General features: G+C 68.4%; 18 protein-coding genes. 4 read left to right on the top strand and 14 right to left on the bottom strand.

Annotated features, from left to right (window positions below; all coding sequences use genetic code 11):
* Positions 1 to 10 precede the first annotated feature (10 nt).
* A complete protein-coding gene (locus ABID41_RS12085) occupies positions 11 to 385 on the bottom strand; it encodes a DUF6249 domain-containing protein (RefSeq protein WP_331932305.1) in 375 nt (124 codons plus the stop codon).
* Between the two features lie 187 nt (positions 386 to 572).
* Between ABID41_RS12085 and ABID41_RS12080 the strand changes: the two genes are divergently transcribed.
* Positions 573 to 2,558 (top strand): protein-L-isoaspartate(D-aspartate) O-methyltransferase, encoded by a 1,986-nt coding sequence (locus ABID41_RS12080; RefSeq protein WP_331932306.1) that lies wholly within the window; start codon positions 573 to 575, stop codon positions 2,556 to 2,558.
* Between the two features lie 59 nt (positions 2,559 to 2,617).
* Here ABID41_RS12080 and ABID41_RS12075 read toward each other — a convergent pair whose 3' ends face one another.
* From ABID41_RS12075 to ABID41_RS12060, 4 genes are all read right to left on the bottom strand, one after another.
* Positions 2,618 to 2,962 carry an ArsC family reductase gene (locus ABID41_RS12075; RefSeq protein WP_331932307.1) on the bottom strand — a complete coding sequence of 115 codons (345 nt, stop codon included), beginning with the start codon at positions 2,960 to 2,962 and terminating at the stop codon, positions 2,618 to 2,620.
* 33 nt (positions 2,963 to 2,995) lie between these two features.
* A complete protein-coding gene (locus tag ABID41_RS12070) occupies positions 2,996 to 3,598 on the bottom strand; it encodes a 2'-5' RNA ligase family protein (RefSeq protein WP_331932308.1) in 603 nt (200 codons plus the stop codon).
* Positions 3,599 to 3,673: 75 nt separating this feature from the next.
* Positions 3,674 to 5,821, bottom strand: a complete 2,148-nt coding sequence (locus tag ABID41_RS12065) for a malate synthase G (protein WP_354297782.1) — start codon at positions 5,819 to 5,821, stop codon at positions 3,674 to 3,676.
* Positions 5,822 to 5,945: 124 nt separating this feature from the next.
* Positions 5,946 to 7,364 (bottom strand): helix-turn-helix domain-containing protein, encoded by a 1,419-nt coding sequence (locus ABID41_RS12060; RefSeq protein WP_331932310.1) that lies wholly within the window; start codon positions 7,362 to 7,364, stop codon positions 5,946 to 5,948.
* Positions 7,365 to 7,530: 166 nt separating this feature from the next.
* Between ABID41_RS12060 and ABID41_RS12055 the strand changes: the two genes are divergently transcribed.
* Positions 7,531 to 9,123, top strand: a complete 1,593-nt coding sequence (locus ABID41_RS12055) for an isocitrate lyase (RefSeq protein ID WP_331932311.1) — start codon at positions 7,531 to 7,533, stop codon at positions 9,121 to 9,123.
* A 407-nt stretch (positions 9,124 to 9,530) separates the two neighbouring features.
* Here the strand turns inward: ABID41_RS12055 and guaA are convergent, their stop codons facing one another.
* From guaA to ABID41_RS12035, 4 genes are all read right to left on the bottom strand, one after another.
* Complete coding sequence (gene guaA / locus ABID41_RS12050; RefSeq protein WP_331931874.1) at positions 9,531 to 11,090, bottom strand: glutamine-hydrolyzing GMP synthase; 1,560 nt, start codon at positions 11,088 to 11,090, stop codon at positions 9,531 to 9,533.
* Between the two features lie 11 nt (positions 11,091 to 11,101).
* A complete protein-coding gene (locus ABID41_RS12045) occupies positions 11,102 to 12,379 on the bottom strand; it encodes an RsmB/NOP family class I SAM-dependent RNA methyltransferase (protein WP_354297781.1) in 1,278 nt (425 codons plus the stop codon).
* 166 nt (positions 12,380 to 12,545) lie between these two features.
* Positions 12,546 to 14,006: an IMP dehydrogenase gene (guaB, locus tag ABID41_RS12040; RefSeq protein WP_331931872.1), complete on the bottom strand. Its 1,461-nt coding sequence runs from the start codon at positions 14,004 to 14,006 to the stop codon at positions 12,546 to 12,548.
* A gap of 71 nt (positions 14,007 to 14,077) precedes the next feature.
* A complete protein-coding gene (locus tag ABID41_RS12035) occupies positions 14,078 to 15,271 on the bottom strand; it encodes an MFS transporter (RefSeq protein ID WP_331931871.1) in 1,194 nt (397 codons plus the stop codon).
* A 75-nt stretch (positions 15,272 to 15,346) separates the two neighbouring features.
* On the opposite strand from ABID41_RS12035, the gene ABID41_RS12030 reads away from it, so the two are divergent.
* Positions 15,347 to 16,213 (top strand): LysR family transcriptional regulator, encoded by an 867-nt coding sequence (locus ABID41_RS12030; RefSeq protein WP_331931870.1) that lies wholly within the window; start codon positions 15,347 to 15,349, stop codon positions 16,211 to 16,213.
* A 6-nt stretch (positions 16,214 to 16,219) separates the two neighbouring features.
* On the opposite strand, the gene ABID41_RS12025 is transcribed toward ABID41_RS12030, so the two are convergent.
* Together ABID41_RS12025 and ABID41_RS12020 are read right to left on the bottom strand one after the other, a co-directional pair.
* Complete coding sequence (locus tag ABID41_RS12025) at positions 16,220 to 16,921, bottom strand: RlmE family RNA methyltransferase (RefSeq protein WP_331931869.1); 702 nt, start codon at positions 16,919 to 16,921, stop codon at positions 16,220 to 16,222.
* The gene (locus ABID41_RS12020; RefSeq protein WP_414695979.1) at positions 16,918 to 18,045 is read right to left on the bottom strand and encodes a Ppx/GppA phosphatase family protein; all 1,128 of its coding nucleotides are present in this window, start codon (positions 18,043 to 18,045) and stop codon (positions 16,918 to 16,920) included. Before ABID41_RS12020 ends, ABID41_RS12025 begins: the two co-directional genes overlap by 4 nt.
* Before the next feature lie 291 nt (positions 18,046 to 18,336).
* Here ABID41_RS12020 and hspQ point away from each other — a divergent pair, with 291 nt between their 5' ends.
* The gene (gene hspQ, locus ABID41_RS12015; protein ID WP_331931885.1) at positions 18,337 to 18,669 is read left to right on the top strand and encodes a heat shock protein HspQ; all 333 of its coding nucleotides are present in this window, start codon (positions 18,337 to 18,339) and stop codon (positions 18,667 to 18,669) included.
* On the opposite strand, the gene ABID41_RS12010 is transcribed toward hspQ, so the two are convergent.
* Genes ABID41_RS12010 through ABID41_RS12000 form a run of 3 tightly spaced genes read right to left on the bottom strand, consistent with a single transcriptional unit; the run spans position 18,666 to position 25,004 of the window.
* Entirely contained in the window at positions 18,666 to 19,025 is a 360-nt protein-coding gene (locus tag ABID41_RS12010) for a DDRGK domain-containing protein (protein ID WP_331931868.1), read from the bottom strand. The two genes, hspQ and ABID41_RS12010, sit on opposite strands and share 4 nt — an antisense overlap.
* Before the next feature lie 22 nt (positions 19,026 to 19,047).
* Positions 19,048 to 23,184 (bottom strand): translocation/assembly module TamB domain-containing protein, encoded by a 4,137-nt coding sequence (locus tag ABID41_RS12005; RefSeq protein ID WP_354297780.1) that lies wholly within the window; start codon positions 23,182 to 23,184, stop codon positions 19,048 to 19,050.
* Positions 23,185 to 23,231: 47 nt separating this feature from the next.
* The gene (locus ABID41_RS12000) at positions 23,232 to 25,004 is read right to left on the bottom strand and encodes an autotransporter assembly complex protein TamA (RefSeq protein WP_331929617.1); all 1,773 of its coding nucleotides are present in this window, start codon (positions 25,002 to 25,004) and stop codon (positions 23,232 to 23,234) included.
* Positions 25,005 to 25,264 lie beyond the last annotated feature (260 nt).

The following is a 25,264-nucleotide window of genomic DNA, read 5'->3' as shown; positions in this document are numbered from 1 at the left end:
CCTTTGAGGGTCAGTGCTTGCGACGGCCGAAGGCGGCCAGGATAATCAGCGCAAGGCCGATGAAGCCCGGGAAGGCGGCGACGCCCAGCATCGGGTAGAGGGCGTCCGGCTCCTCGAAGGAGATCGCAAAGCCCATCGCGGCGAGGCCGACCGCCAGGCCGAGCCAGATCACGCCGGAACGAAGATCCCGATACGGCGAAGGCGGGGCCTTCACGTCGCTGGTCAGCGCCTGAACGACCTCGGGCGGCAGTTCGGCGCCCTTCTCGATCGAAGCCCGCAGCGTCTCCTGCAGCTTCTGGCGTTCGAGGCTCTTCAGATACCGCGGCACGATCACGATCGCGGCGATCATCGCGAAGAACCCTAGTGGGACCAGGACTTCTTCCATTGTCGTTTCTCCTTCTCTCGACACGGGCCGTTGGCCCCGTTTCTGCGAGGAAAGAGGCGCCGCCCTGCCCCTTTGGATGCAGGGACCGGAATGAAATCTTCTTCATGTTCGTGATCGAGAGCAAACTCTCTCATCGCACGCGGAACGGGTCGCCCTTGTCCGAGTTCGGAGCCGGGAGGAGATCGCCATGATCGACATGCCTCATGCCCGTGCATTGATGGTCGAACGGCAGCTTTTGCGCCGAAACGTCCACGATCCTGCCGTTCTGAAGGCCATGGGCGAGGTTCCGCGCGAAGCCTTCGTACCGGAGGCGCTACAGGACTTCGCCTATGACGATGCGCCGCTTCCGATCGACGCCGGGCAGACCATCTCCCAGCCCTACATCGTCGCGGCCATGGTCGAGGCGGCGGCGTTGAAGCCGAAGGACACGGTGCTCGAGGTCGGGGCGGGATCGGGCTATGCCGCGGCCGTGATGGGCGCCATCGCCCGGCGGGTCGACGCCATCGAGCGGCACGAGAACCTGGCGCAAGCCGCGACCGAGCGGCTGAAGCGCCTGGGAATCGACAATGTCGAGATCCATTGCGGCGACGGCAGCCTGGGCCTGCCGCAGGCCGCGCCCTTCGACGCCATTCTTGTCGCCGCAGCCGGGCCGCGCCCGCCCGAGAGCCTGAAGGCCCAACTCAAGCCGGGCGGCCGACTGGTCATGCCGGTCGGCGAGCCGGGCGGCGAGCAGCGGCTGGTCAGGCTGACCCGCACATCCGCCGGCGATTTCGAACAGGAAGACCTCGGCGGGGTCGGCTTCGTCCCACTGATCGGTCAGGAAGGCTGGGGCGAGGAACGAGCCTCAGCCCAGCGGCAGCCAGCCGAGCCACCGAAAGGCGAGCCTCATGGGCTTGCCTTGCTGATCCGGGAAGCGGCTGAGCCGCTGCCGGCGCCTGAGGACGCGGCGTTCGGCGCGGCCTTCGACCGCTTCGCGCAGGCCAGGGTCGTGCTGCTCGGCGAAGCGAGCCATGGGACGTCGGAGTTCTATCGCGCGCGCGCCGCGATCAGCCGCCGGCTGATCGGGGAACATGGGTTTCGTGTCGTCGCCCTGGAGGCCGACTGGCCGGATGCGGCGACGCTGGACCGCTATGTCCGTGGCCAGCCCCAGTCGGCGGAAAGCGAGGCGCCTTTCCTGCGCTTTCCTACCTGGATGTGGCGGAACCGGGAGTTCGCCGAGTTCGTCCGATGGCTCCGCGACTGGAACGAAGGACGGCCGGCCGATGACCAGGTCAGCCTGCACGGCCTGGATCTCTACAGCCTGTCGGCGTCGATCCGCGCGGTGCTGGACTACCTGGACCGCACCGATCCGCCGGCGGCCCAGGTGGCGCGGGAGCGGTACGGTTGCCTGACCCCCTGGGCCAAGGAGCCACAGGCCTATGGGCGAATGGCGCTGAGCGAAGGCTATGCCCGTTGCGAGGCAGCGGTCATGGCGGTGCTGCGCGACCTGCTGGAACGGCGCCTGGCGGACGGCAGCGACGCGCTGGACGCCGCGGCCAACGCGCGACTGGTGAAAAACGCCGAGGCCTATTATCGCGCGATCTACTATGGCGCGGCCGAGAGCTGGAATCTCCGCGACACGCACATGTTCGAGACGCTGGAGCAGGTGCTCGCCGCCCGCGGCGCCGGCGCCAAGGCGGTCGTCTGGGCGCACAACTCGCACATCGGCGACGCCTCCAAGACGGAGATGGGCCGCAACCGCGGCGAGCTGAATATCGGCCAACTCTGTCGCGAGCGGTTCGGTCCGCAGGCCGCCCTGGTCGGCATGGGGACCCATGCAGGGACAGTCGCCTGCGCCACCGACTGGGACGGGCCGCTGGAGATCAAGCAGATTCGTCCCTCGCTGGCGGGCAGCTACGAGCGGCTGGCGCATGAGGCCGGGCTGCCGCGCTTCCTGCTGGACCTCCGATCAGGCGTGCATGAGACGCTTCGCGAGGCGCTGGCCGAACCACGGCTCGAACGGTTCATCGGGGTGATCTATCGGCAGGACACCGAACGACTCAGCCACTATTCCGCCGCTTCGCTGGCGGGGCAGTTCGACGCCTATGTCTGGTTCGACGAGACCGGACCGGTGGACGCCCTGCCCGCCCCGCCGCCGACAGGCCCCGACGAGACCTATCCGTTCGGGCTCTAGCATCAACGGTTTGAGCGCATTCTGATCGCAAAACCGGATTCCGCTTTGCGGAACGCGCTCTAGGCGAAGGCCGCCTCGTACTGATCGGGCTTGAATCCGACCAGCAGCTTGCCGCCGCTCTCCAGCACCGGGCGCTTGATCATCGACGGCTGCGCCAGCATCAGGTCGATGGCCTTGGCTGCGTCGATGCCGGTCTTGTCGGCGTCGGGCAGCTTGCGGAAGGTCGTGCCCGAGCGGTTCAGCAGCACTTCCCAACCGACCCGGCGCGTCCAATCCTCGAGATGCGCGCGGTCGATGCCGACCGCCTTGTAGTCGTGGAAGTCGTAAGCCACGCCATGAGCCTCGAGCCAGGCGCGGGCCTTCTTCATCGTGTCGCAGGCCTTGATCCCGTAGATCGTGGTCATCCGCCGAATCCCTCAAATTCACGTCCGCTTGGACTAGCCTTGTGAAGGCATGGCTCGGAAGGGCCAACGTCCGAGTTCGGTGTGGCGGCCCCTGCCCCGCTCGCTGCGGATAAGCATCAGCTCGCTGGCCCTCCAGCGGATCGGCGCGCGCAACAGACGCTCGGCTATGGCCGACTGCGAATAGGCCAGGGTGAGATGCGGCTCGAAGGCCGCGCGACCGCGCAAGCCGACACCGCACAAAGCGGCGGTTTCCAGCAGCCGATCATGCAGCCCGGTGAGCGCCCAGGCGGCTCCCGGCGAACAGCCGAGCACGAGCGGGCGAGATCCCGAACGGCCGAAACTCATCGCAGCGCTCAGAACGACATCGAAGGCCGGCCAGACGATCCGACGGCCGATCTCGCGTGCGACATCGACGCCGGCGGCGCTGTCGGGCCGCCAGCCCACCAGCGAGATATGCAGACGCTGGGCGGCGACGGCGGTGGCCTTCAGGCTGCTAGCCCGAACCAGCCGCCGGCCAAGATCGGCGAGAGCCGCGACCTCGTCCGGCGGCGGTCGGATCGCGAAAAACAGGACGTCGGCCACTCGACCGCCGCCTGAAGTCGAGCCGAAATCGAAGCTGTCTTGAGAGCCGCGCATGTTCCACCCCCTTCGCCCGGAAGAGGGTGGAACATTTGCAGAACATCAAGCCGCACCGCAAGCGCGGCGTGGGGTTCAGCCCTTGGCCAGCTCGGCCTTCCGCTCGCGGCGGCGGCGGGTGAGGACGTGCTCGGTGTAACCGTTCGGCTGAACTCGGCCCTCGAACACCAGCTCCAGCGCTGCCTGGTAGGCAATGCTGGCGTCAGGGTTGGCGGCCATCGGCTGGTAGGCCGCATCGTCGGCGTTCTGGCCGTCCACGACCTTGGCCATGCGGCCGAAGGTTTCGCGAACCTGCGCCTCGGTGCAGACCCCGTGGTGCAGCCAGTTGGCGATGTGCTGGCTGGAGATCCGCAGGGTGGCGCGGTCTTCCATCAGGCCGACGTCATGGATGTCCGGCACCTTGGAGCAGCCGACGCCCTGGTCGATCCAGCGCACCACGTAGCCGAGGATGCCCTGGGCGTTGTTGTCCAGCTCCTGCTGGATGTCGGCGGCGTTCCAGTTCGAGCGGGCCAGCGGCGGGGTCAGCAGTTCGTCCGTGCCGGTCTTGCCCGCGGCCCCCATCGAGGCCTGGAGGGCCGCGACGTCCACCTCGTGATAGTGCAGCGCGTGCAGCGCCGCGGCCGTCGGCGACGGAACCCAGGCGGTGTTGGCGCCGGCCTTCGGGTGGCCGATCTTCGCCGCCAGCATGGCCTGCATCTGGTCCGGCGCGGCCCACATGCCCTTGCCAATCTGGGCGCGGCCGGGGAAGCCGGTAGCCAGACCAATCTCGACGTTGCGCTTCTCGTAGACGGCGAGCCAGGGCTCGGACTTCATGGCGTCCTTGCGGACCACCGGGCCAGCCTCCATGGCGGTGTGAATCTCGTCGCCGGTGCGGTCGAGGAAGCCGGTGTTGATGAAGACGATCCGCTCGCGCGCGGCCTGGATGCAGGCCTTGAGGTTGGCGCTGGTGCGGCGCTCCTCGTCCATGACGCCGATCTTCACGGTGTTGCGCGGCAGGCCCAGGGCGTCTTCGACCAGGTCGAACAGACGAACGGCGAGCGCGACCTCGTCGGGGCCGTGCATCTTCGGCTTCACGACATAGACCGAGCCGGCCTTGCTGTTGCGGCGGGCCTTCAGGTCGTGGATCGCCGCAGCGACGGTGATCAGGGCGTCGATGGCGGTTTCGAAGACCGGCTCGCCGCCGAGGCGGACCATGTCGGTCACCATGTGGTGGCCGACGTTGCGGACCAGCAGCAGGCTGCGGCCCGGCAGGACGACTTCCGAACCATCGAGGCCGACATAGCGGCGGTCGTCGTCGAGGCGGCGGGTCTCGGTGCGGCCGCCCTTGGCGAAGGTAGCCGAGAGGTCGCCGCGCATCAGGCCGAGCCAGTTGCGGTAGACGTTGGTCTTGTCCTCGGCGTCGACAGCGGCGACGGAGTCTTCGCAGTCCTGAATGGCGGTCAGGGCCGCCTCGACGATGACGTCGGCGACGCCGGCCGGATCGTCCTTGCCGATCGAGTGGCTGCGGTCGATCAGGATCTCGAGGTGCAGGCCGTTGTGGCGCAGCAGCACCGCCCCCGGCGCCTCGGCCGAACCGCGGCGGCCAACGTACTGCGCGGGGGTCGCAAGCGCGACTTCCTTGCCGTCCTTCAGGCGAACGACCAGGCCCTGCGCGCCGACGACGTAAGCCACAGCGTCGGCGTGCGAGCCGCGAGCGAGCGGCGCGGCACGGTCGAGGAAGGCGCGGGCATAGGCGATGACCTTGCCGCCGCGCACCGGGTCATAGCCCTTGCCGCCGGTCGGCGGCTCGATGGCGTCTGTCCCGTAGAGAGCGTCGTAGAGGCTGCCCCAGCGGGCGTTGGCGGCGTTCAGGGCGTAACGGCCGTTGGAGACCGGCACGACGAGCTGCGGTCCGGCGAGCTTGGCGATCTCCGGATCGACGTTCTGGGTGGCGATCTCGAAATCGTCCGGCTCCGGCAGCAGGTAGCCGATCTCACGCAGGAAGGCGGTTTCCTCGGCGACGTCGAAGGGCTTGCCCTTGCGCTCCCGCCACCAGGCGTCGATCTGCGCCTGCAGTTCGTCGCGGCGCTGCAACAGCGCCGCGTTGCGCGGGGTGAAGTCCGCAAGGATCTTTTCCAGCGCGGCCCAGAAGGCGTCGGCTCCTACGCCAGTCTCCGGCAACAGCTCCTTCTCAACGAAGCTGTGCAACAGATCATCGACCCAAAGACTCTTGCTGATATCCATTCCCGTCCCGTGCTCTCGGCTAGGCGCTTGTTTCTCTGGGGGCGCTTTACTGCACGGAAGCGCGCGCGTTTGAAGCCCTTATCTCGCGGCGCAGCGTTCACAACCGCTTCTGCCGACAGTGCGATCAACTGTCGGAGAAGCCGAAAGGCGCGCTGGTGCGGCGAATGTCGTCCGGCAGAATCTGACGGCCGATCGGCGGCGCCGAACGGGCCGTGCACTCCGTGCGGTGGCAGATCCGGCAGGTGACCCCGATGGGCGTCGCATCGTCCGGTCCCTGCCCCGCGCGATTCTGCGTGTAGATCAGCCGGTCGGCGTGTTCGGCGGCGCAACCAAGCGCGATGGCCCGCTCGATCCGCGGCGCGCCATAGGCCCCGCCGCCGGCGGTGACGGTGCGGGCGATCGAGAAGAAGCGCTGGCCGTCTGGCAGTTCCAGCCATTGGGTGACGATCTGACGGGGCGTGCGGAAGGCGTGGTGCACCGACCAGAGCGGACACCCGCCCCCATGCCTGGCGAACGGGAAGCCCGCGCCGTCGAGGCGCTTGGAGACGTTGCCGGCCTCGTCCACGCGGATGAAGAAGAACGGCACCCGTTCCTGCCCCGGCTTCTGCAAGGTGGTGAGTCGGTGAGCGGTCTGCTCGAAGCTGGCCCCGAACTGCCGGGCCAGGGCCTCAATGTCATAGCGCCGGGTCTCCGCGGCCTTGGCGAAAGCCGTGTAGGGCATCATCAGGGCCGCGCCCGCATAGCTGGCCAGGGCCCGGCGGGTCAGACGTTCGCCGCTCTCGGTGGTGAAGCTGCCCTCCGCGGCCACGCTTTCGATCTCGCCGCGCATGTCCAGATAGGCGATCTGCAGACCAAGCTGGAAAGTCTGGCTGGCGGCGTCGAGGCCATCATCCAGCAGCACCTCCTTGCGGTGGCGGTCCAGCCGCCGGATCGAGCCGACCATGACGTTCGACGGCAGGCGCCGGACCCGCAGATTGTGCTGGGCCTTCAGATACCCGACCATGCCGTCATGGCTGGCGATGACCTGAGCCAGCCGCTCGGCGGCGTCATCGAGGATAGGGAAACTGTTGCGGCGGGCCGCAAGGAACCGGCGCGACTCGGCCACCGGATCGGAGTCCTCGGCGCCCCGCGCACCGCTGGAGGCCGGAACCTCCGCGCCGCGATCGGCCAGGGCGAGCTGCTCCTCCTGATACGCGGTGTAGAGCCGCAGAAGAGCCTCGGTGATCCCTGGGAAGTTGGTGGTGACGTCGGCCGTTTCCAGCGACGGAAGGTCGATGTCGGCGAACATCGGGTCCTTGAGCACGCCCTGCAGTCGCGCCAGCTCGTCCGACCCGCCGTCGCCGGCCAGGACCGCCATGTCCATCTTGTAGGTCTGGGAAAGGCGCAGCAGCATTTCGGCGCTGAGCGGCCTGTGGTTGCGCTCCAGAAGCGCGATATAGGAGGGCGAAACCTCGAGGTCGGCGGCCATGTCCGCCTGGGTCAGGCCGTGATCGCGCCGCAGCCGCCGAAGGCTTGGCCCCACATAGAGGCGACGCTCGGCCATGAACTAGACTCCACCGTAATGCACACACATTACAACATTACACGATGGTTCTGTAAAGTTTGACATCCGCACCTCGGATCGACTCCACAGAGCGGAGTTCGCGCCGTAGGTGGCTGCCTCAGGACGCCGGGAAAGAGTTCGCCCGGACAGATCGTGGAAGAGGCATATGTCGTATCAAGACCACATCATCGAGATGGGCCAGCTCATCAAGAGCAAGGGCGGCACCTGGGACGGGATCAACCCGGAATCGGTGGCCCGCATGCGCCTGCAGAACCGGTTCAAGACCGGTCTCGAAATCGCCAAGTACACCGCCGGCATCATGCGCGCGGACATGGCGGCCTACGACGCCGACCCCGCCAACTACACCCAGTCGCTGGGCTGCTGGCACGGCTTCATCGCCCAGCAGAAGCTGATCTCGATCAAGAAGCACTTCGGCACCACGAAGCGCCGCTACATCTACCTGTCGGGCTGGATGGTCGCCGCGCTGCGTTCGGAATTCGGCCCGCTGCCGGACCAGTCGATGCACGAGAAGACCTCGGTCCCGGCGCTGATCGAAGAGATCTACACCTTCCTGAAGCAAGCTGACGCCCGTGAGCTCGGCATGCTGTTCCGCGACCTGGACGCCGCGCGCGCCGCGGGCGACACCAAGAAGGCCCAGGAAATCCAGGACAAGGTCGACAACTACGAAACCCACGTCGTTCCGATCATCGCCGACATCGACGCCGGCTTCGGTAACGCCGAGGCGACCTACCTGCTGGCCAAGAAGATGATCGAAGCCGGCGCCTGCGCCCTGCAGATCGAGAACCAGGTCTCGGACGAAAAGCAGTGCGGCCACCAGGACGGCAAGGTCACCGTGCCGCATGAAGACTTCCTCGCGAAGGTCCGCGCCTGCCGCTACGCCTTCCTCGAAATGGGCGTCGACAACGGCATCATCGTCACCCGCACCGACAGCCTCGGCGCCGGCCTGACCAAGCAGATCGCGGTCAGCCACACCCCGGGCGACATCGGCGACCAGTACAACGCCTTCCTCGACTGCGAAGAGATCGCGCCGGCCGACATGAAGAACGGCGATGTGGTCATCAACCGCGGCGGCAAGCTGCTGCGTCCGAAGCGCCTGCCCTCGAACCTGTTCCAGTTCCGCGAAGGCACCGGCGCCGACCGCTGCGTCCTCGACTGCATCACCTCGCTGCAGAACGGCGCGGACCTGCTGTGGATCGAAACCGAAAAGCCGCACATCGAGCAGATCGCCTCGATGGTGGACCGCATCCGTGAGGTCATCCCGAACGCGAAGCTGGCCTACAACAACAGCCCGTCGTTCAACTGGACCCTGAACTTCCGTCAGCAAGTCTACGACGCCTGGCAATCGGCCGGTAAGGACGTCTCGGCCTATGACCGCGCCGGCCTGATGAGCGCCGAATACGACGCCACCGAACTGGCCGCCGAAGCCGACGAGCGCATCCGCACCTTCCAACGCGATGCGGCCAAGCGTTCGGGCATCTTCCACCACCTGATCACGCTGCCGACCTACCACACGGCCGCGCTCAGCACCGACAACCTGGCCAAGGAATACTTCGGCGACCAGGGCATGCTGGGCTACGTCGCTGGCGTCCAGCGCAAGGAAATCCGCGAAGGCATCGCCTCCGTGAAGCACCAGAACATGTCGGGTTCGGACATCGGCGACGACCACAAGGAATACTTCGCGGGCGAAGCGGCCCTGAAGGCCGGTGGCGTCCACAACACGATGAACCAGTTCGCCTAATCGAACCGGCCATCACCTGAAGACGCGGCCCGGAGCACCTGCTCCGGGCCGTTTTCTTTTTGCGCGCCGCTAAGGCTGGCGTTCGCCGGTCGCGGCGACGTCGGGCGCGAGGGGTCACCAGGATCGCCAAGGTGAACCGGGTTCCCGCATAGGCGATGATCTGGAGGCGCTGCTCGAATCCAAGGCCGGCCCCGGAAAGTTCCTGATTACCGGACACTCGATGGGGGGGGCGAAGCCACTATCCCGGGAACACTCCTGGCAGGTTGAGGCGTCCAACTGGAGGAAGAGTAACGTTCACCGGGCGCCCATTCGCGCTCGTTGGCGTTCGAAGACCATCGGAGGCGAACGACTGGCTCCGCCTCATAACTCTATCCTGGGCTATCCCCAACCCGCCGTTTCCAGCCTGCTTACTCCCACTCGATGGTGCCAGGCGGCTTGGAGGTGACGTCGTAGACGACGCGGTTCACGCCGCGGACCTCGTTGATGATCCGTGTCGCGCAGCGACCGAGGACCTCCCAGGGGAACTCGAAGAAGTCGGCGGTCATGCCGTCGGTGGAGGTCACGGCGCGCAGGGCCAGGACGTCCTCGTAGGTGCGCGCGTCGCCCATCACGCCGACGGTCTTCACCGGCAGCAGGACGGCGAAGGCCTGCCAGATCGAGTCGTAGAGGCCGGCCTTGCGGATCTCGTCCAGATAGATAGCGTCGGCGTCCTGCAGGACGCGCACCTTCTCCTTGGTGATCTCGCCGGGGATGCGGATGGCCAGGCCAGGTCCCGGGAAGGGATGGCGGCCGACGAACTGCGGCGGCAGGCCGAGCTCGACGCCCAGGGCGCGGACCTCGTCCTTGAAGAGCTCGCGCAGCGGCTCGACCAGCTTGAGCTTCATGTAGTCCGGCAGGCCGCCAACATTGTGGTGGCTCTTGATGACGGCCGAGGGGCCGCCGCGAGCCGACACGCTCTCGATCACGTCGGGATAGAGGGTGCCCTGGGCCAGAAAGTTCGCGCCTTCGATCTTGGCCGCCTCACGGTCGAAGACGTCGATGAACAGGCGGCCGATGGTCTTGCGCTTGGTTTCCGGGTCGGAGACGCCGGCCAGTTCGCCGAGGAACAGGTCGCCGGCGTCCACGTGCACCAGCGGGATGTTGTAGTGGTCGCGGAACATGGTGACGACCTGGGTCGCCTCGTCCTTGCGCAGCAGGCCGGTGTCGACGAAGACGCAGGTGAGCTGGTCGCCGATCGCCTCGTGGATCAGGACCGCGGCCACCGAGGAGTCAACGCCGCCGGAAAGGCCGCAGATCACCCTTCCCTCGCCCACTTGGTCGCGGATCTTCTGGACCATCTCCTGACGGAATGCCGCCATGGTCCAGTCGCCCTTCAGGCCGGCGATCTTGTGGGTGAAGTTGCGCAGCATCAGCGCGCCGCGCGGGGTGTGGGCCACTTCCGGGTGGAACTGGATGCCGTAATAGCGGCGGCCCTCGTCGGCGATGACCGCGAAGGGCGAACCTTCCGACACGGCCACGGCCTCGAAGCCCATCGGCAGGGCGGTGACCTTGTCGCCGTGGCTCATCCAGACGGTCTCGCGATGGCCCACGCCGCCGAAGCCGTCCAGCAGCAGGCTTTCCTTGACGATCTCGATCTCGGCGCGGCCGAACTCGCGCGTCGTGCCGGGCTCGACCTTTCCGCCCAGTTCGGCGCACATGGTCTGCTCGCCATAGCAGATGCCCAGGACCGGGACGTCGAGCTCGAAGATCTTGTGGCTGACCGCCGGGCTCTCGTCCTCATGGACGCTGGCCGGGCCGCCGGAGAGGATCACCGCCTTGGGCGTGAAGGTCTCCAGCACCTGGTCGATCTTGTCGAAAGGGTGGATCTCGCAATAGACGCCGCTCTCGCGCACCCGGCGGGCGATGAGCTGGGTCACCTGGCTGCCGAAGTCGACGATCAGGACTTTCTCGTGGGCGGGCTGGGTCATGCGTGTCCTGCTCAGTTGGCGCGTTGCAGCACGGAGACGAAGAAACCGTCCGTACCGGAGCTGTAGGGGGAGAGGCGGAGATAGCCCTCGTCCGTCAAGTGCTGGACGAGGCGGGGATTGTCGGTCGCGGGCGTAATGTGGAAGCCGGCGTGGCGATCGAGGAAGGCGGCGACGCGATCCTCGTCCTCTTCCGGCAGGATCGAGCATGTCACGTAGACGATACGGCCCCCGGGCTTGAGGAAGCCCACCGCGTGGTCGAGCACCGCGTCCTGATCGGCCATCCGCTGCTTCAGCGTGCCGGGCTTCAGGCGCCACTTGGTGTCGGGATGGCGACGCCAGGCGCCCGTGCCGGTGCAGGGCGCATCGATGAAGACGAGGTCCATGGCGCGGTCGAGGCCCTTCAGGGCGTCGGGATAGATCGGCGAGCGGACCTGCAGGTTGGTCACCCCTGCCCGCTCGGACCGGCGCACCGTGTCGGCCAGGCGCCGGCCGTCGCTGTCATAGGCATAGATCTGACCGGTGTTCCCCATGGCCGCAGCCAGCGCCAGGGTCTTGCCGCCACCTCCGGCGCAGAGGTCGAGCACCTGAGTGTCCCGGATGTCGCCGGCCGCCGCGGCCGCGATCTGCGAAGCCAGGTCCTGCACCTCGAACCAGCCCATGGAGAAGGCGGGCACGGCCTCAAGCGACTGGCTGCGCTGGCTGGGATCGGGCGCGGCGATACGCAGGGCGGTGGGGAGGACGTCGGTGGGCTCGGCGTTCAGCGGCGCGAGGGCCTGGAGCGCCTGATCGGGGCTGGCCTTGAGCGTGTTGACTCGCAGGTCGATCGGCGCGCGTTCGGCCAGCATCTCGCCTTCCAACGCGGCCTTGTCGCCGAAGGCGCGGGCGAAGGAGGCTTCCAGCCAGTCGGGATAGTCGCCGCGGACCGGGGCTGGCGCATCGGCCATGTCGCGCGGCTGGGTGAGCGCGTTGCGCTCGGCCGCCCTCAGGGCTCCGGGACCGTGAGGCTTGTCGCCGGCCGCCTCGGCGATCCGCTCCACCGGCCAGTTCCAGAGCACATGCAGAGCGCAGAGCACGGCGGCGCGAGGGCTGTCGTCGCCCATCCGCCAGGCGAGCGAGCGACGGCGGCGCAGAACGTCGAGCACGAGACCAGAAACCCAGGCGCGGTCCTTGGCCCCGGCGAAGCGCGAGGCGTCGCCCCACGCCTTGAGCGCCAACTTCACCGGACGGTGGCGCGTCTCGACATCGGCGAGAATCTCGATCGCTGCAGAAAGGCGGCCGCCGTCACGCAAGAGGATGGCTCCAGGTTGGTCGTTGCGACTTCCCTCCCCCATTTACGGGGGAGGGGGACCGGCGAAGCCGGTGGAAGGGGCTGGTTCAAGCTCCGTGCCTGGCGCTCGCCCCCTCCGCCATCCTTCGGATGGTCCCCCTCCCCCGCTACGCAGGGGAGGAAAAGGATTAGACCGGGCTCGTGTAGTTCGGAGACTCGCGGGTCATCATCACGTCGTGGACGTGGCTCTCGCGAAGCCCCGCGCCGGTGATCCGGATGAACCGGGCCTTCTGGCGGAACTGCTCGAGGTCCGGCGCGCCCACATAGCCCATGGCCGCGCGGAGACCGCCGACCATCTGATGCAGGATCGCCCCGATCGGCCCCTTGTAGGCCACCTGGCCCTCGATGCCCTCGGGCACCAGCTTCAGCGCCGAGACTTCCTTCTGGAAGTAACGATCGGCCGAGCCGCTGGCCATGGCGCCCAGCGAGCCCATGCCGCGATAGGCCTTGTAGGAGCGGCCCTGGTAGAGGAACACTTCGCCAGGCGCCTCGTCGGTGCCGGCGAAGGCCGAGCCCATCATCGCCACGTGCGCGCCCATGGCGAGCGCCTTGGCCAGATCGCCCGAATACTTGATGCCGCCGTCGGCGATGACCGGGACGTCCGTATTCTTGGCGGCGCGCACCGCGTCGGCGATGGCGGTGAGCTGCGGCACCCCGACGCCGGCGACGATGCGGGTCGTACAGATCGAACCCGGGCCGATGCCGACCTTCACCGCGTCGGCGCCGGCGTCGATCAGGGCGCGGGCGCCGTCATAGGTGGCGATATTGCCGGCGACGATCTGGACGCGGTTGGTCTCGCGCTTGATGCGGCCGACCGCCTTGGCGACGTCGGCGTTGTGGCCGTGGGCGGTGTCGATCACCACCACGTCCACGCCGGCGTCCACCAACGCCATGGAGCGCTCGTAGCCGCTGTCGCCCACCGTGGAGGCCGCGCCGACCAGCAGGCGGCCCTGGGCGTCCTTGGCGGCGGCCGGATAGGCCTGGGCCTTCTCCATGTCCTTGACCGTGATCAGGCCAACGGCGTGGTACTCCTCGTCGACGACGATCAGGCGCTCGATCTTGTGCTTGCGAAGCAGCTCGCGGGCTTCTTCCTGGCTGACGCCCTGGCGGACGACGATCAGGTTGTCCTTGGTCATCAACTCCTTGGCCGGGATGTCGTCACGGCCTTCGAAGCGCATGTCCCGGTTGGTGAGGATGCCCACCAGCTTGCCGGTGCCCGGCTCGACCACCGGAAAGCCGGAGATCTTGCGGCGCGCCTTGATCTCGCGGACCTCGCGAAGGGTGGTGTCCGGGTGGATGGTCAGCGGGTTGATGACCATGCCGCTTTCGTAGCGCTTCACCTCGCGGACCTGGTCGGCCTGCTCCTCGACGGTGAGGTTCCGGTGCAGCACGCCCAGACCGCCGGCCTGGGCCATGGCGATGGCCAGGCGGCTTTCGGTGACCGTGTCCATGGCGGAGGACACGAGGGGGATGTTGAGACTAATTTCGCGGGTGAACCTGGTGGCGGTGTCCACCTGGGTTGGCATCACGTCCGATGCGCCCGGTTCCAGCAAAACGTCGTCGAAGGTGAGACCTTCGCGAATGTCCATGTAAGGCTCCATTTTGCGAGCCGCGTATAAGCCCATGAGGGTGTTTCCGGCAAGGGTCGGGTCGAGGGGAATCATGCCGCAGCCTGCTCCTTTTTTGATTGAGAGGCGGCCTGGAGCCCAAAAGTCATGGCGAACATGACCAGGCAGAGGCCGGAAGAGAGGGTCAGGGCGACCTTCGGCGACTCAGCCAGGGCCAGCGCGTAGAGCGCAGGGCCGCCGATCTGGAGCACTTGGGCCGGCTGGCTGAGCAGGGCCGAGCGATAGGCGTAGTTCTCGGGTCCATAGAGACTGAGCGGCAGGACGCCCTTGGCGACGGTCAGCATGCCGTTCCCCGCCCCCTGCCCCAGGGCCAGGAGCGACGCCGCGCCCGGTCCCAGCACCGCCACGGCTGTCGCGCCGAGCGGATGCATCAGGGTCGCGATGCGCGTGGAAATCAGCGGCGGCGCCTTTCGCAGGACCGTGAACTCGGCGAAGCGCACCGACACCGCGGCCACGCCGACCAGCCCGGCCACGGCGGCCGCCTTGGCGACAGGAAGGCCGATCGCAGCGAGCAGCCTTGGAAGATGGTTGGCCATGGCGCTGGAGATGAACCATGCGCAGGCGAAGAGGATGGCGAGCTGCACCATGCGCCGGTCCCAGGCGACGGCCCCGTGTGGGCTCTTCCCCTGGGCCGGACGGGGCGCCGGCCGAGGCGTCACCAAGGCGACGATAGGGAAGCAGACCGCGAGGTGGACCAGCGCCCAGGCCAGGCAGGCGCCTCGCCAGCCGTAGGTCTCGATCAGGTGGCCGGTCAGCGGCCATCCCAGGGCCGAACCCAGGCCGCCCAGGAGCGCGACCGCGGTGATCGGTCGGCGCGCGCCTTCGCCGTAGAGGGACACCAGGATCGCGAACGGGGTTCCGTACATGCCGATGGTCATGCCGATCCCGAGCGCCAGCATGGCCAGGCACAGAACAATCAGGTTCGGAGACGCGGCCAAGAGGCCAAGAGCGAGCGCGAAGACCAGGTTCGAGGCCAGCAGGACCGGCTTGCCGCCGCGCGCGTCGATCCATCGGCCGGTGGCTGGAGACAACAGCGGCGAGATCGCCAGCGCGCCGGACATCAGCCCAAACACCACGGCCGGCGACAGGCCCAGGTCGGCCGCCAGCGGGTCGGCCATGACGCCCATCAGGTAGTAGCTGGAGGCGAAGGCGACCGTCTGGCCGAGCCCCAGGACGAGGGTGATCGTCGCCTGCCGTGCGCGGCTGTGGGTGGGCTCTCCTGACATGGAGAGCTTGTGCGCCGGTTGGAGAAGTGAGGAAACCGATATATTTGAAGTACAATGTTCGAAAATCTCACATCGATGCCGTCGCTGAACGCGTTGCGAGCCTTCGAGGCGATGGCGCGGACCGGACGGGCGACCCTCGCGGCCGAGGAGCTGCACGTCACCCACAGCGCCGTCAGCCGGCAGGTCAAGGCGTTGGAAGATATCCTCGGGACCAAGCTGTTCGCCGGCCCCAAGCACCGGCTGGAACTGACCGAGGCCGGGCGGGAGCTGCTGCCGGCCCTGACCGGCGCCTTCGACCAGATCGCCTCGGCGGTGCGGCGCGTGAGGACCAGCGGCGAGGACCTGCACGTCGCGGTGAACGCCAGCGTCTCGGTGAAATGGCTGATCCCTCGCCTTTCCGGCTTCGCCCAGGCGCATCCGAACGTGAGGCTGCAACTGGCCGAGTTGCCGTCGCACGCCACCTCATATCGCGGCGCCCACGCGGTCGTGCGCATTGTGCCCACTAGCCGACTGGCCGAGCCGGGCGCCACGGGCTTCATCCAGAATCACCTGGGGCCGGTCATGTCGCCTGAGCTCGCCAAGCGCTGGGCCGACGCGCCCCTGCGCGGCCCGCGGCTGGCCGCACAGACCCATCCACAAGGTTGGCCGATCTGGGCGGCCCTCGCGGGCGAGGAACTTCCCCCTGCGCCGGAGCAGCCGTTCGCGCACCTCCACTTCGCCCTGGACGCGGCGATCGCGGGCCTGGGCGTGGCGGTGATGTCATGGCCCCTGGTCGCCGACTATGTGCGGAACGGGCGGCTGGTCGCCCCCTATGGCTTCCGCAAGGCCGAGAGCGCGTTTGCGCTGTTGGCGGCGCCGGGCGCCGGCGGGCGGGCGCTGGAGCAGTTCAAGGCCTGGCTGGTGGCCGAGGGGACCAAGACCCCGCCGCCGCCGCGGGGATAGCGGACCTCAGCCCTTGAAACCGGTGGCGACCAGGTAGAGCTCCGAGCTGTCGGCGCGGCTGGCCTTGGGCTTGAGGTTCTTCACGTCGGTGAAATGACGCTTGAGCTGAGCGATGACTTCGGAGGTCTCGCCACCCTGGAACGCCTTGGCGACGAACGCGCCGCCGGGCTTGAGGACCTCGATCGCGAAGTCGGCCGCCGCCTCGATCAGGCCCATGATCCGCAGGTGATCGGTACGCTTGTGCCCTACGGTGTTGGGCGCCATGTCCGACAGCACGACGTCAGGCCGGCCGCCCAGCAGCTCGATCAGCTTCGGCCCGCAGGCCGGATCGGTGAAGTCCATCTGCAGGATGTGCGCGGGCGGCAGCGGATCGACCGGCAGGAGGTCGACGCCGACGATGTCCTTCACGCCGCGCTCAATGGCGACCTGAGTCCAGCCGCCCGGCGCCAGGCCAAGGTCCACAACGCGGGCGCCCGGCTTGAGCAGCCGGAGCCGATCGTCGATCTCCGTCAGCTTGTAGGCCGCACGGCTGCGATAGCCGTGAGCCCGCGCCTTGGCTGCGAAGGGATCGTTGATCTGGCGCTCGAGCCAGGCCTGGGAGGACGCGGTCCGGTCCTTGGCCGTCCTGAGGCGGGCAGGCTTGCCCCTGCCCTCTTCCAGCCCGCCGGTCGGCGGCCGGACCATGCGTTTGCGCGGCGGTTCGCTCATTCGGCGGCATTTACCGCGGATACGGCGCGCGATCCACGTCCGCGACGGCGCCGCCGGCGCTTGCGCTTGCCCAACCCGGACATCAGCGACATGAGGATGCCCTCGCGAAGCCCGCGATCGGCCACCCGCACCCGGACGCAGGGCCAGAGCTCCTGCACGGCCTGGAGGATGGCCGCGCCCGCCAGGACGAGGTCGGCGCGGTCGGGACCGATGCAGGGCTGGTCGGCGCGCTCCTGCGGGCTGAGCGCCAGCAGCTTGCGAGCGGCGTCGTCACATTCGCCGCGGGTCATCCAGATGCCGTCCACCTGGCTGCGGTCGTAGCGCGCAAGTCCGAGATGCATCCCAGCCAGGCTGGTGATCGCCCCGGACGTGCCGATCATGTGGGCCTGGCCGGCGTCGAAGATCGGCCGCATCGGGTCGGCGTGACGAAACTCGGCCAGTTCGTCCTTCACCGACTCGACCATGGCCCGATACCAGCCATCGGTCGCCCGCGCGCCCTCGGGGAAGCGTTCGGCGAGGGTCACGACCCCAATTGGAATGGAGAGCCATGCGCGGATCGGCAATTGCGACGCCGTGAACTTCGAGAGCTCGGTTTCCAGCCCCTCGCCGTTCAGGTCCACCCACGACAGCTCGGTGGAGCCGCCGCCGACGTCCACTACCAGGGCGGCGTCGACGCTGCGGTCCAGGAGGTTCAGGCAGCCGGCGACGGAGAGCTGGGCCTCCTCCCTGGGCGTGACGATCTGCAGGTTGATCCCGGTCTCGGACGCCACACGGGCGACGAATTCCCGGCCATTCTCGGCGGCCCGGCAGGCCTGGGTGGCGATCGCCTTCAACCGCACGACCTTGCGACGGCGCACCTTTTCGGCGCTCACCTTCAAGGCGGCCAGCGCCCGTTCCATGGCCTGTTCGGAAAGCCGGCCGGTCTGCGAAAGGCCTTCACCGAGGCGGACGATGCGCGAATAGGCCTCGACCACCCGGAAACTGCGGCCGGCGGGCGTGGCGATCAGCAGGCGGCAATTGTTCGTGCCCAGATCGAGCGCGCCGTAGCACGGCGAATCCTGCGTCGGAGCGCCGGCGCTGCGCTTTGCCGCAGCACGCCTTGGGCGTTCGATTGTCGCGTTCACCGCCCGCAAGACCCGAGCGCAGCGAATTCAACGGCTTGGAGTACGCTCAACTCGAACGCGCTCAACAGCGCCAATGTCATGGACCGTCTTCCGTCCCTGGGAAGCGCGAACAGACGCACCTCGTTTCGGGCGGACTGTAGCAAGGCCGTTCGCCTGCCGAAAGGCGCGCTCTTGCACCGCAGAAGATGAGCAGTACGTTCACTTTCCAGTCAGGCGGAGAGAACTAGAGTCGTTTCCATGGACGCTCGAATCGAAAAAAGCGGAAATGGTCTGGCGGCGCCGCCCATCGTGATGGCCGAGCCGCGTCTGGCCAAATATGCGATCGGACAGATCGTGCGGCACCGGCACTATTCGTTCCGGGGCGTGATTTTCGACGTGGATCCGACCTTCGCCAACACTGAGCAGTGGTGGCAGTCGATCCCCGAGGAGATCCGGCCGCGCAAGGACCAGCCCTTCTATCACCTGCTCGCCGAGAACCAGGACAACGCCTACGTGGCCTATGTCTCCGAGCAGAATCTGGTGCCCGACGAAAGCGGCGAGCCGGTCGGCCACCCGCAGGCCTCGCTGATCTTCGAGGCGTTCCGCGAGGGCCACTACGTCCTGCGCCCGCGGATCAGCCACTAGCCAGCCGCACCCTTCTCCCGCGCCATGAGCGTGCGGACGCCGTCCTGGATCTTCACCCTCTGGTCGGGGGTGAAGACACGGTAGCGCTGAGCCTTGGGCCCGGCCGCCGCGGTGATCTCCTGGTCGGTGACGTAGATGAAGCGTCCCTGGAAGGCCCCGGTCACCGGTCGCCCATGCGCCATCCTCAGCGCTTCGAGGCGGCTTGCGCAGTCCTCCAGCGTCTCGACATTGGGCGCCACCACGCGGAAGTCGGGCTTGCCGTTCAGGCCATCGACCTGACGCCAGCAGACGCCGCGATTGGCGGGCGCGCTCACCGCTCGCTCGCAGCCGGTGAGCGTCAAACCGGCGATGATCATAAGCAGCCCCCGCGCGATCAAATCAGTAATCCTTGCGCCATCGGACGGCCAAACGCCCGTCCCCTTCCCCTGCGAACCGGGAAATGATCGAGAGATTCCGCCCGACCCGCCACTCGACCTGAGCCGACGGCCCTTCGCGACCGCCGCCCGCGATCTCCAGATAGACGTTCTCCGTAAGATACTTGCCGCCGGCGACCGTCACCCCGGACTCGTCCCCACCGGCCAGGGCCAGCCGGTCCAGCCCGGCGAAGGTCCGCAGGTTGCCGACCACGTCGAAGCCGCCGCCGCCCGCCAGGGACGAGATGGCCGAGGCGAGTTGGGCCGCTTCCAGCGGCGAGAGTTGCGAGGCCGAGCGACCGAACAGCACCTGCGACAGCACTTCGTCATTGGGCAGGACCGGGCTCGAGGTCAGGGTGATCTCGGGCCTCGCGGCCGTGCCCCGGATTCGGACCACCGCCGTCAGCGAAGGATCCTCGCGCGTGGCCGAGAGGTCCAGGCGGATCGCCTGCGGGGAAGTCGCCAGATAGACGACGCCGCGCTCGTCGAAATCGAAGCGCTTGCCGGCGAAATCGTACTCGCCGCGCACCACGCGGGCCGTGCCCGACAGGGTCGGCCGGGCCGTCGTGCCGCCGACGCTGGCGTCGAGGGACATCTCGACGTCGAGGCCCATCCCGCGGATGAAGACCCGCCGAGGCGCGCGCAACCTGACATCCAGCGCCACCGACGGGCCGCCCGTGCGCGTCACTGGCTGAAGGGTCCGCCTCAGGTCGGCCGGCTTGTTGATCTCGATGACGTCCATATTGACCACGCCGGAGCCGCTGGAGAGTCTGGCGGTGACGTCGGCCCGATCGATGGTCAGGCCGCCGGCCAGCCGCATCTTTCCGTCCGCGCCGCGGTCCAGGGTCGCCTGGCCGGTGGCCGAGGCGGTGGCCAGGTCGTTGTCGATAAGGCGGAAGCCCTTGAGGTCGAGGCGCAGGGTCGACGCGCCGTCGCGTAGCAGGCTGAGCCGTCCGGCTCCAGACAGCGTCCCGCCATTCCCATCGGCGCCGGTGGCCTGGACGATGTCGATCGCGTTGTTCGCCAGGGTGGCCCTCAGCGCCACGTCGGTCAGGACAAGGCCCGTGGCCCCGTCGGAGAACCGGCCGCCGTCCACCTGGGCCTCGCCGGTCGCCCGGGGATCGGCCAGGGTTCCGGCGAGGCTCCCCTGCATCCGGACATGGCCCGCCAGTTCGCGCTCGCCGCCGACCAGCAGGTCCCACAGCGGCTTTACCTCGCCATCGGCGAAGAAGGTCCCGCTCATCGGCCGGGTGCGGTTGATGGCGATACGGAACGGGCCGGCGCTGGTCTCGGCCGGCAGCGTCAGCTTGGCGTTGGCGCGCAGGCCCTGTGCGTTGGTGACGTCGGCGTCGATCAGCATCGACTGGTCGGCCAGCCGCACGTTGAAGGCGCCGTCCACGCCGAGGTCGGCGGGAGAGCCGCGGCTGCGCGCATCATCGAGCTTGGCGTCGAGCACGCCTTCGAGCCGTTCGCCCCGGCCCGTGAGCCGCAGGGTGGCGTCGGCGCGGCCCGTGAGGTCGGCGTTCAGCAGGCTGAGGCCGAGCCGGCGCACCTGGGCCTGGATGTCGGCGTCGTCCTTCCCTAAGCGGGCGTCCAGGTCTATGCCGCCGCCATCCGATGAGGCGAGGCGAAGCCGGGCCGAACGTTCGCCCCCGCCCATGCGCAGGACCGCCGGCTCCATGGTCTTCAGCTCCCGGCGACCGTACCGCCCCGAACCGTCGAAGGTGAGCTGATAACCGCCATCGCCTGAGCTGAGGGCGCCGCCGCCCGCCAGATTCCAGCGGTCCGACGCCGAGACGCCCTGCAGGTCCGCGCGGTAGGGAAGCTGGGAAAGCGAACCGTTGGCGGTGATCCGCCCGCTGCGCACCGCGATCCTGGATCCGGGAAGCACGGCCTGGTCCGCCGTCAGGTCGAGCGTGGCGCGGGGACCGCCCGCGGCGTCGACGACTTTCACCGCGCCGGCGATCTCACCGCCCTCGAGGAAGGCGCCCTTGGCCACTCGCACCTGCAGGTCGGCGGCCGACGGCGTGGCGCGGCGGAGCGAGACCGAGCCGTTGGCCGAGAGGCCGGCGGCCTGCACAGAAAGGTCCGACAGATCCACGCCGCCACGCGGGAAGCGGAAGGCCGAGCGGGCCGCCGCGGGGCCGTAGGTGCTGGCGGCGTTGAGCGTCACGACGCCGCTCGATCCATCGGCCAAACGCATGAAGCTCAGAGTCAGCTTGGCGTCGCGCAGCGGCAGGCGCGGGAGGTCGATGGCCTCGATATCGGCCAGAAGGTCGGCCCGCGGCTCGCCGATCGTACCAGTGAGCGCGCCCGTGCCGCTGGCCTTACCGGTGATCTCCACCGGGCCCGCGCGGAAGGGGCCGTTGGCCGACCAGTCGAGCTTGAAGCGCATGGCGCCGTCCTCGGCCAAGACCCCGGCGGTCGAGGCGTTCAGCGCCGCGCCATTCAGCGTCCCCCGGGAGATGGACACGCGGCGACCGGCGACCTCGGCGCTGGCCTGCAGCCGGGGCGAGGCGCCGAGCAGGCGGTCCAGTTCCGAGAAGCCGGAGGCGAAGCGCGCGCCGCGGGCGTTGAGGGTCAGCACCCAGGGCTTGCCCGCGCCGCCCTGGTTCGCCGACCACTCGGCGGTCAGGCCGCCCGAGGCGCCGGCGCGAGCCGCAGCGAGGTTCGAGAACGTGGCGTTTCCCTTGAAATTAAGGCCCCCCAGCAGGCTCCGGCCGCCACTGGCGGTGACCTTGAGCCCCGCCCCGATCGCATCGACTTCCCTGAGCAGCAGACGCCCGTCGGCCAGCCGAGAGGCGTCGAACGCCACGGCCGGCCTCGCACCCAGCAAGGCGGCCGGCAGGCCGGTCCCGCGCCCCCCCTGCCCTGCGACCTTCCCGTTGACCGCCAGCACCTTCGCCTTGCGGGTGACGACGAACGGACCGGAGACACGGTCGAGGCCATAGGTTCCAAGGTCGAGGCGGGCGACGTCCGCGGTCCCCGCGAAACGCAGGTCGTCCAGCGTGCCGCTCAGCACGCCGTCCACGCGCCCCAGGCCCATGGACGGACCGCCGGTGACCTTCGAGAGCTCCTTGGCCGCGGCGGTGATCTTCACCCCATTCGGCCCGGTCCGACGCTGGCCCGGATTGGCCTTGCCGGCGGCGTTGATCGTCAGGTTTTCTGCCGAAAGCTCCATATTCATGTCGAAGAGCGAAGCTTCGGCGGCCTTCCGACCGACGACGTCGAAGCGGACTTCGGGGCCGAGCCGCTGGACGAGGCCGGTGGTCAGGGTCGAGGCCGAGAGCTGGATCCGGCCCCGGGCCGAACCGCCTTGCGCGTTCCACGAGCCGACCGCGTCGATCGGCCGGGTCGCGCCCGAGATGGCCACGACGCTGAACCGCCCCTGCGGACTGCCGCCGTTGATGTTGACCTTCAGGTCGAAGGCCTGGTCAGCCGGCAGGCCCAGCGCACCGGCCAGCGCCCCGCCCTTGGCCTCGACCGCGTCGGCCGTGGCGATCAACGGCCTACCGCCCCCGAAGTCGAACTTGGCGTTCAGATGGTCGCCCGGGTGCAACACGCTGGCGGCGGCGATCGTACCGCGCTGCCCCCCGTTGCGGCGGCGCAGGTTCACCGCGGCGGTGACGTCGTAGACGCCGCGGCGGAAACTGAACTCGGGCATCATCTCGACCCGAGCCTGCGCCCGCTGGATGTCTATGGTGATCGGCAGGCCCGGAGACTCGGTCTTCGGCTCCATGGTCGGCCGGCGGTAGACGATCACCTTCTCGGCGGTGATCGTGTCGGCCTGGAAGCGCCGCTGGAACAGCGCGGCGTAGCTCCAGGCCATGTCGATGTTGCGGGCTTCCAGCCAGATGCCCTTCTCGTCGCTGACGGTCAGCCGACGAACCGAGAAGTCGCGCCAGATGTCCCCACCGAGCCCCTCGATATGCAGGCGGCCGAAGCGGCCGAGCTTGAGCCCGCTGGCCCGGGCCTCGATCAGCAGTCGTCCCTCGGGAAACAGAACCCCATATCGCGCGGTCAGCACCAGCCCGCCGAGCAGGACGGCCAGCACCGCGCAGACGATGAGGACGATCTTCGGCAGGGCCGAGCTCTTCGCCACCTTGGCGACCTCCTTAGCCGCCGTTTCGCCCGGGGTCGGTGTCTCGCTCAAAAGCTTTGCCCGATGCTGAGATAGATCTGGAACGACGGATCGCCTTCGCGCTGGTCGAGCGGGAACGCGATGTCGGCGCGGATCGGCCCGAAGCCAAGGTCGTAGCGGACGCCCACGCCGACGCCGACGCTGAAGTCGTCGCCGGTCGGGAACTTGTCGGTCCCGACGGCGCCGGCGTCGACGAAGCCGACGACGCCCCAGCGCTCGCCTACCTTCTGGCGCAGTTCAAGCGAGGTCTCGAGCAGGGAGACGCCCCCTTGCGGCGTGTTGTCCTCGAGCCGCGGCCCGATCGCCTGGAAGGCGTAGCCGCGCACAGAGCCGCCGCCGCCGGCGTAGAAGCGCCGGGGAGCAGGAACCTGCGAAATGGTAGCGCCGAACATGGCCCCGGCTCTGACCCGGCCGGCGATGACGGTCCGCGCCTGGGGCCCGAAGGGGATGTAGGTGGAGGCCTGAGTCTGGGCCTTCAGGTATGGAAGGCTCTCGCTGCCGAACAGATAGGTCGGCTCGGCGCGCACCTCGAGCCGCCAGCCGCGTTTCGGATCGAGGGGGTCGTCCGAGCGGTCCAGATAGGCGAGCGCCAGGCCCGCGACCGTATAGAGGCTGCCTCCCAGGGAGCTGACCAGGACGGTCTGCTTCTCATCGACCTGGCTGTAGTCCACTGACCCGCCAAGCGTGATGTAGGAGGTCTTGCCGTACCGGCGCTGGACGTCCGCGCGGACGCCGAAGCCGGTTTCGTCGTAGGCGTCGGTGTTTCTTCGGTAGAGGCTGCCGCCGGTCTTGAAGGTCTGCTGCGGGCGCCGCCAATGCGGCAAGGTGAGCTCGACGCCGAGGTGACTGTCGATCTGCGCCACCTGGCCGACGACCGCCAGGGTGTCGGCCCGGCCCAGCACGTTATAGCGGGTCCAGCGCGCCCCGGCGCCGACACCCTCGGTCGTCGAGTAGCTGCCCGAAAGTTCGATCGTCCGCGGCTTGCGGTCGGAGAGGCTGACCAAGACCGGCCGCAGCCCTTCGGCGGTGGTGTCTTCTATGGGGGCCAGGCCGACGGTGACGGAATCGTAGACGCCGGTGTCCAGCAGCCGCCGCTCGAGTTCGCCGACGTCCTCCGGATCGTAGACGTCGCCAGGCTTCCAGGGTGCAAGCCCCACGATCCAGGGGATACGGCTGCGGCCATCGGTGGTGACCTTCAGGCCGTCGAGGAGCACCAACTTGCCGGCGATGATCTTGTAGGTCGGGCGGACCGTCTGGTCGGCATGGTCGACGATAACCTCCCTAGGAGCGGGGGCGGCGTCGGCGTAGCCGCGCTTCTGGACGGCGGCGATGATGCGCCCCTCGGCGCTCACGACGTCCAGCGCCCGGCCGGGCGCCCCGATCGCCAGGCCCATGACAGCCTCGCCGGCCTGCCGCACGGCCTCATACGGCGCCGGATCGATCCATTCGATCGAGGGATCGGAAATGGTGAAGCGCGGACCCGGCGTGATGCGCACGATCGCGGTCGGCGGGTCGGTGTCGCCGACGTCCGCCTCGACCTCGTTGCCGTAATAGCCCTCGGAGCGAAGCACCGCGATGGCGTCCTCGCCGGCGGTGCGAGCCCGGCGACGCGCTTCGAACCGGTTCGAGATCGGCCTGTCGGTCTCGCCCACGGCGCGTTGGATCGCTTCGCGCAGGGCGGAGTCCATCTCGCCCTCGATCTTCGCTCGCGGGGCTTCGGCGTGCGCAGCACCCGAACATATGACCGCCGAGGCGGCGACCGCGACGACTAAACGTGCCACGCCAATCCTTCCCATCGCGCCCCATGGACGGGTGTAGCTTGCGTCGGCTGGACCTGTCACCCACCGGCGTTCCTCGAAACCGCACGCCATACGGCACAATTTGCAGGAGTTTACACAACGAGCGCGCGCGACACCGGCCGCCCCCGTTGCCCACGGGGTTTCCTGAGCTCAGAGTGGGCGCCGCAGGGTAATCCGGTGGAGAAGCACGGCGTGACGATAGCGCATGAGCACGACGCGCAGGACATCCCGGCCGCCACCTG

The organism is Phenylobacterium koreense, assembly GCF_040545335.1.
Lineage (GTDB): Bacteria > Pseudomonadota > Alphaproteobacteria > Caulobacterales > Caulobacteraceae > Phenylobacterium > Phenylobacterium koreense.
This window is presented reverse-complemented; position numbering and strand designations above follow the sequence as displayed.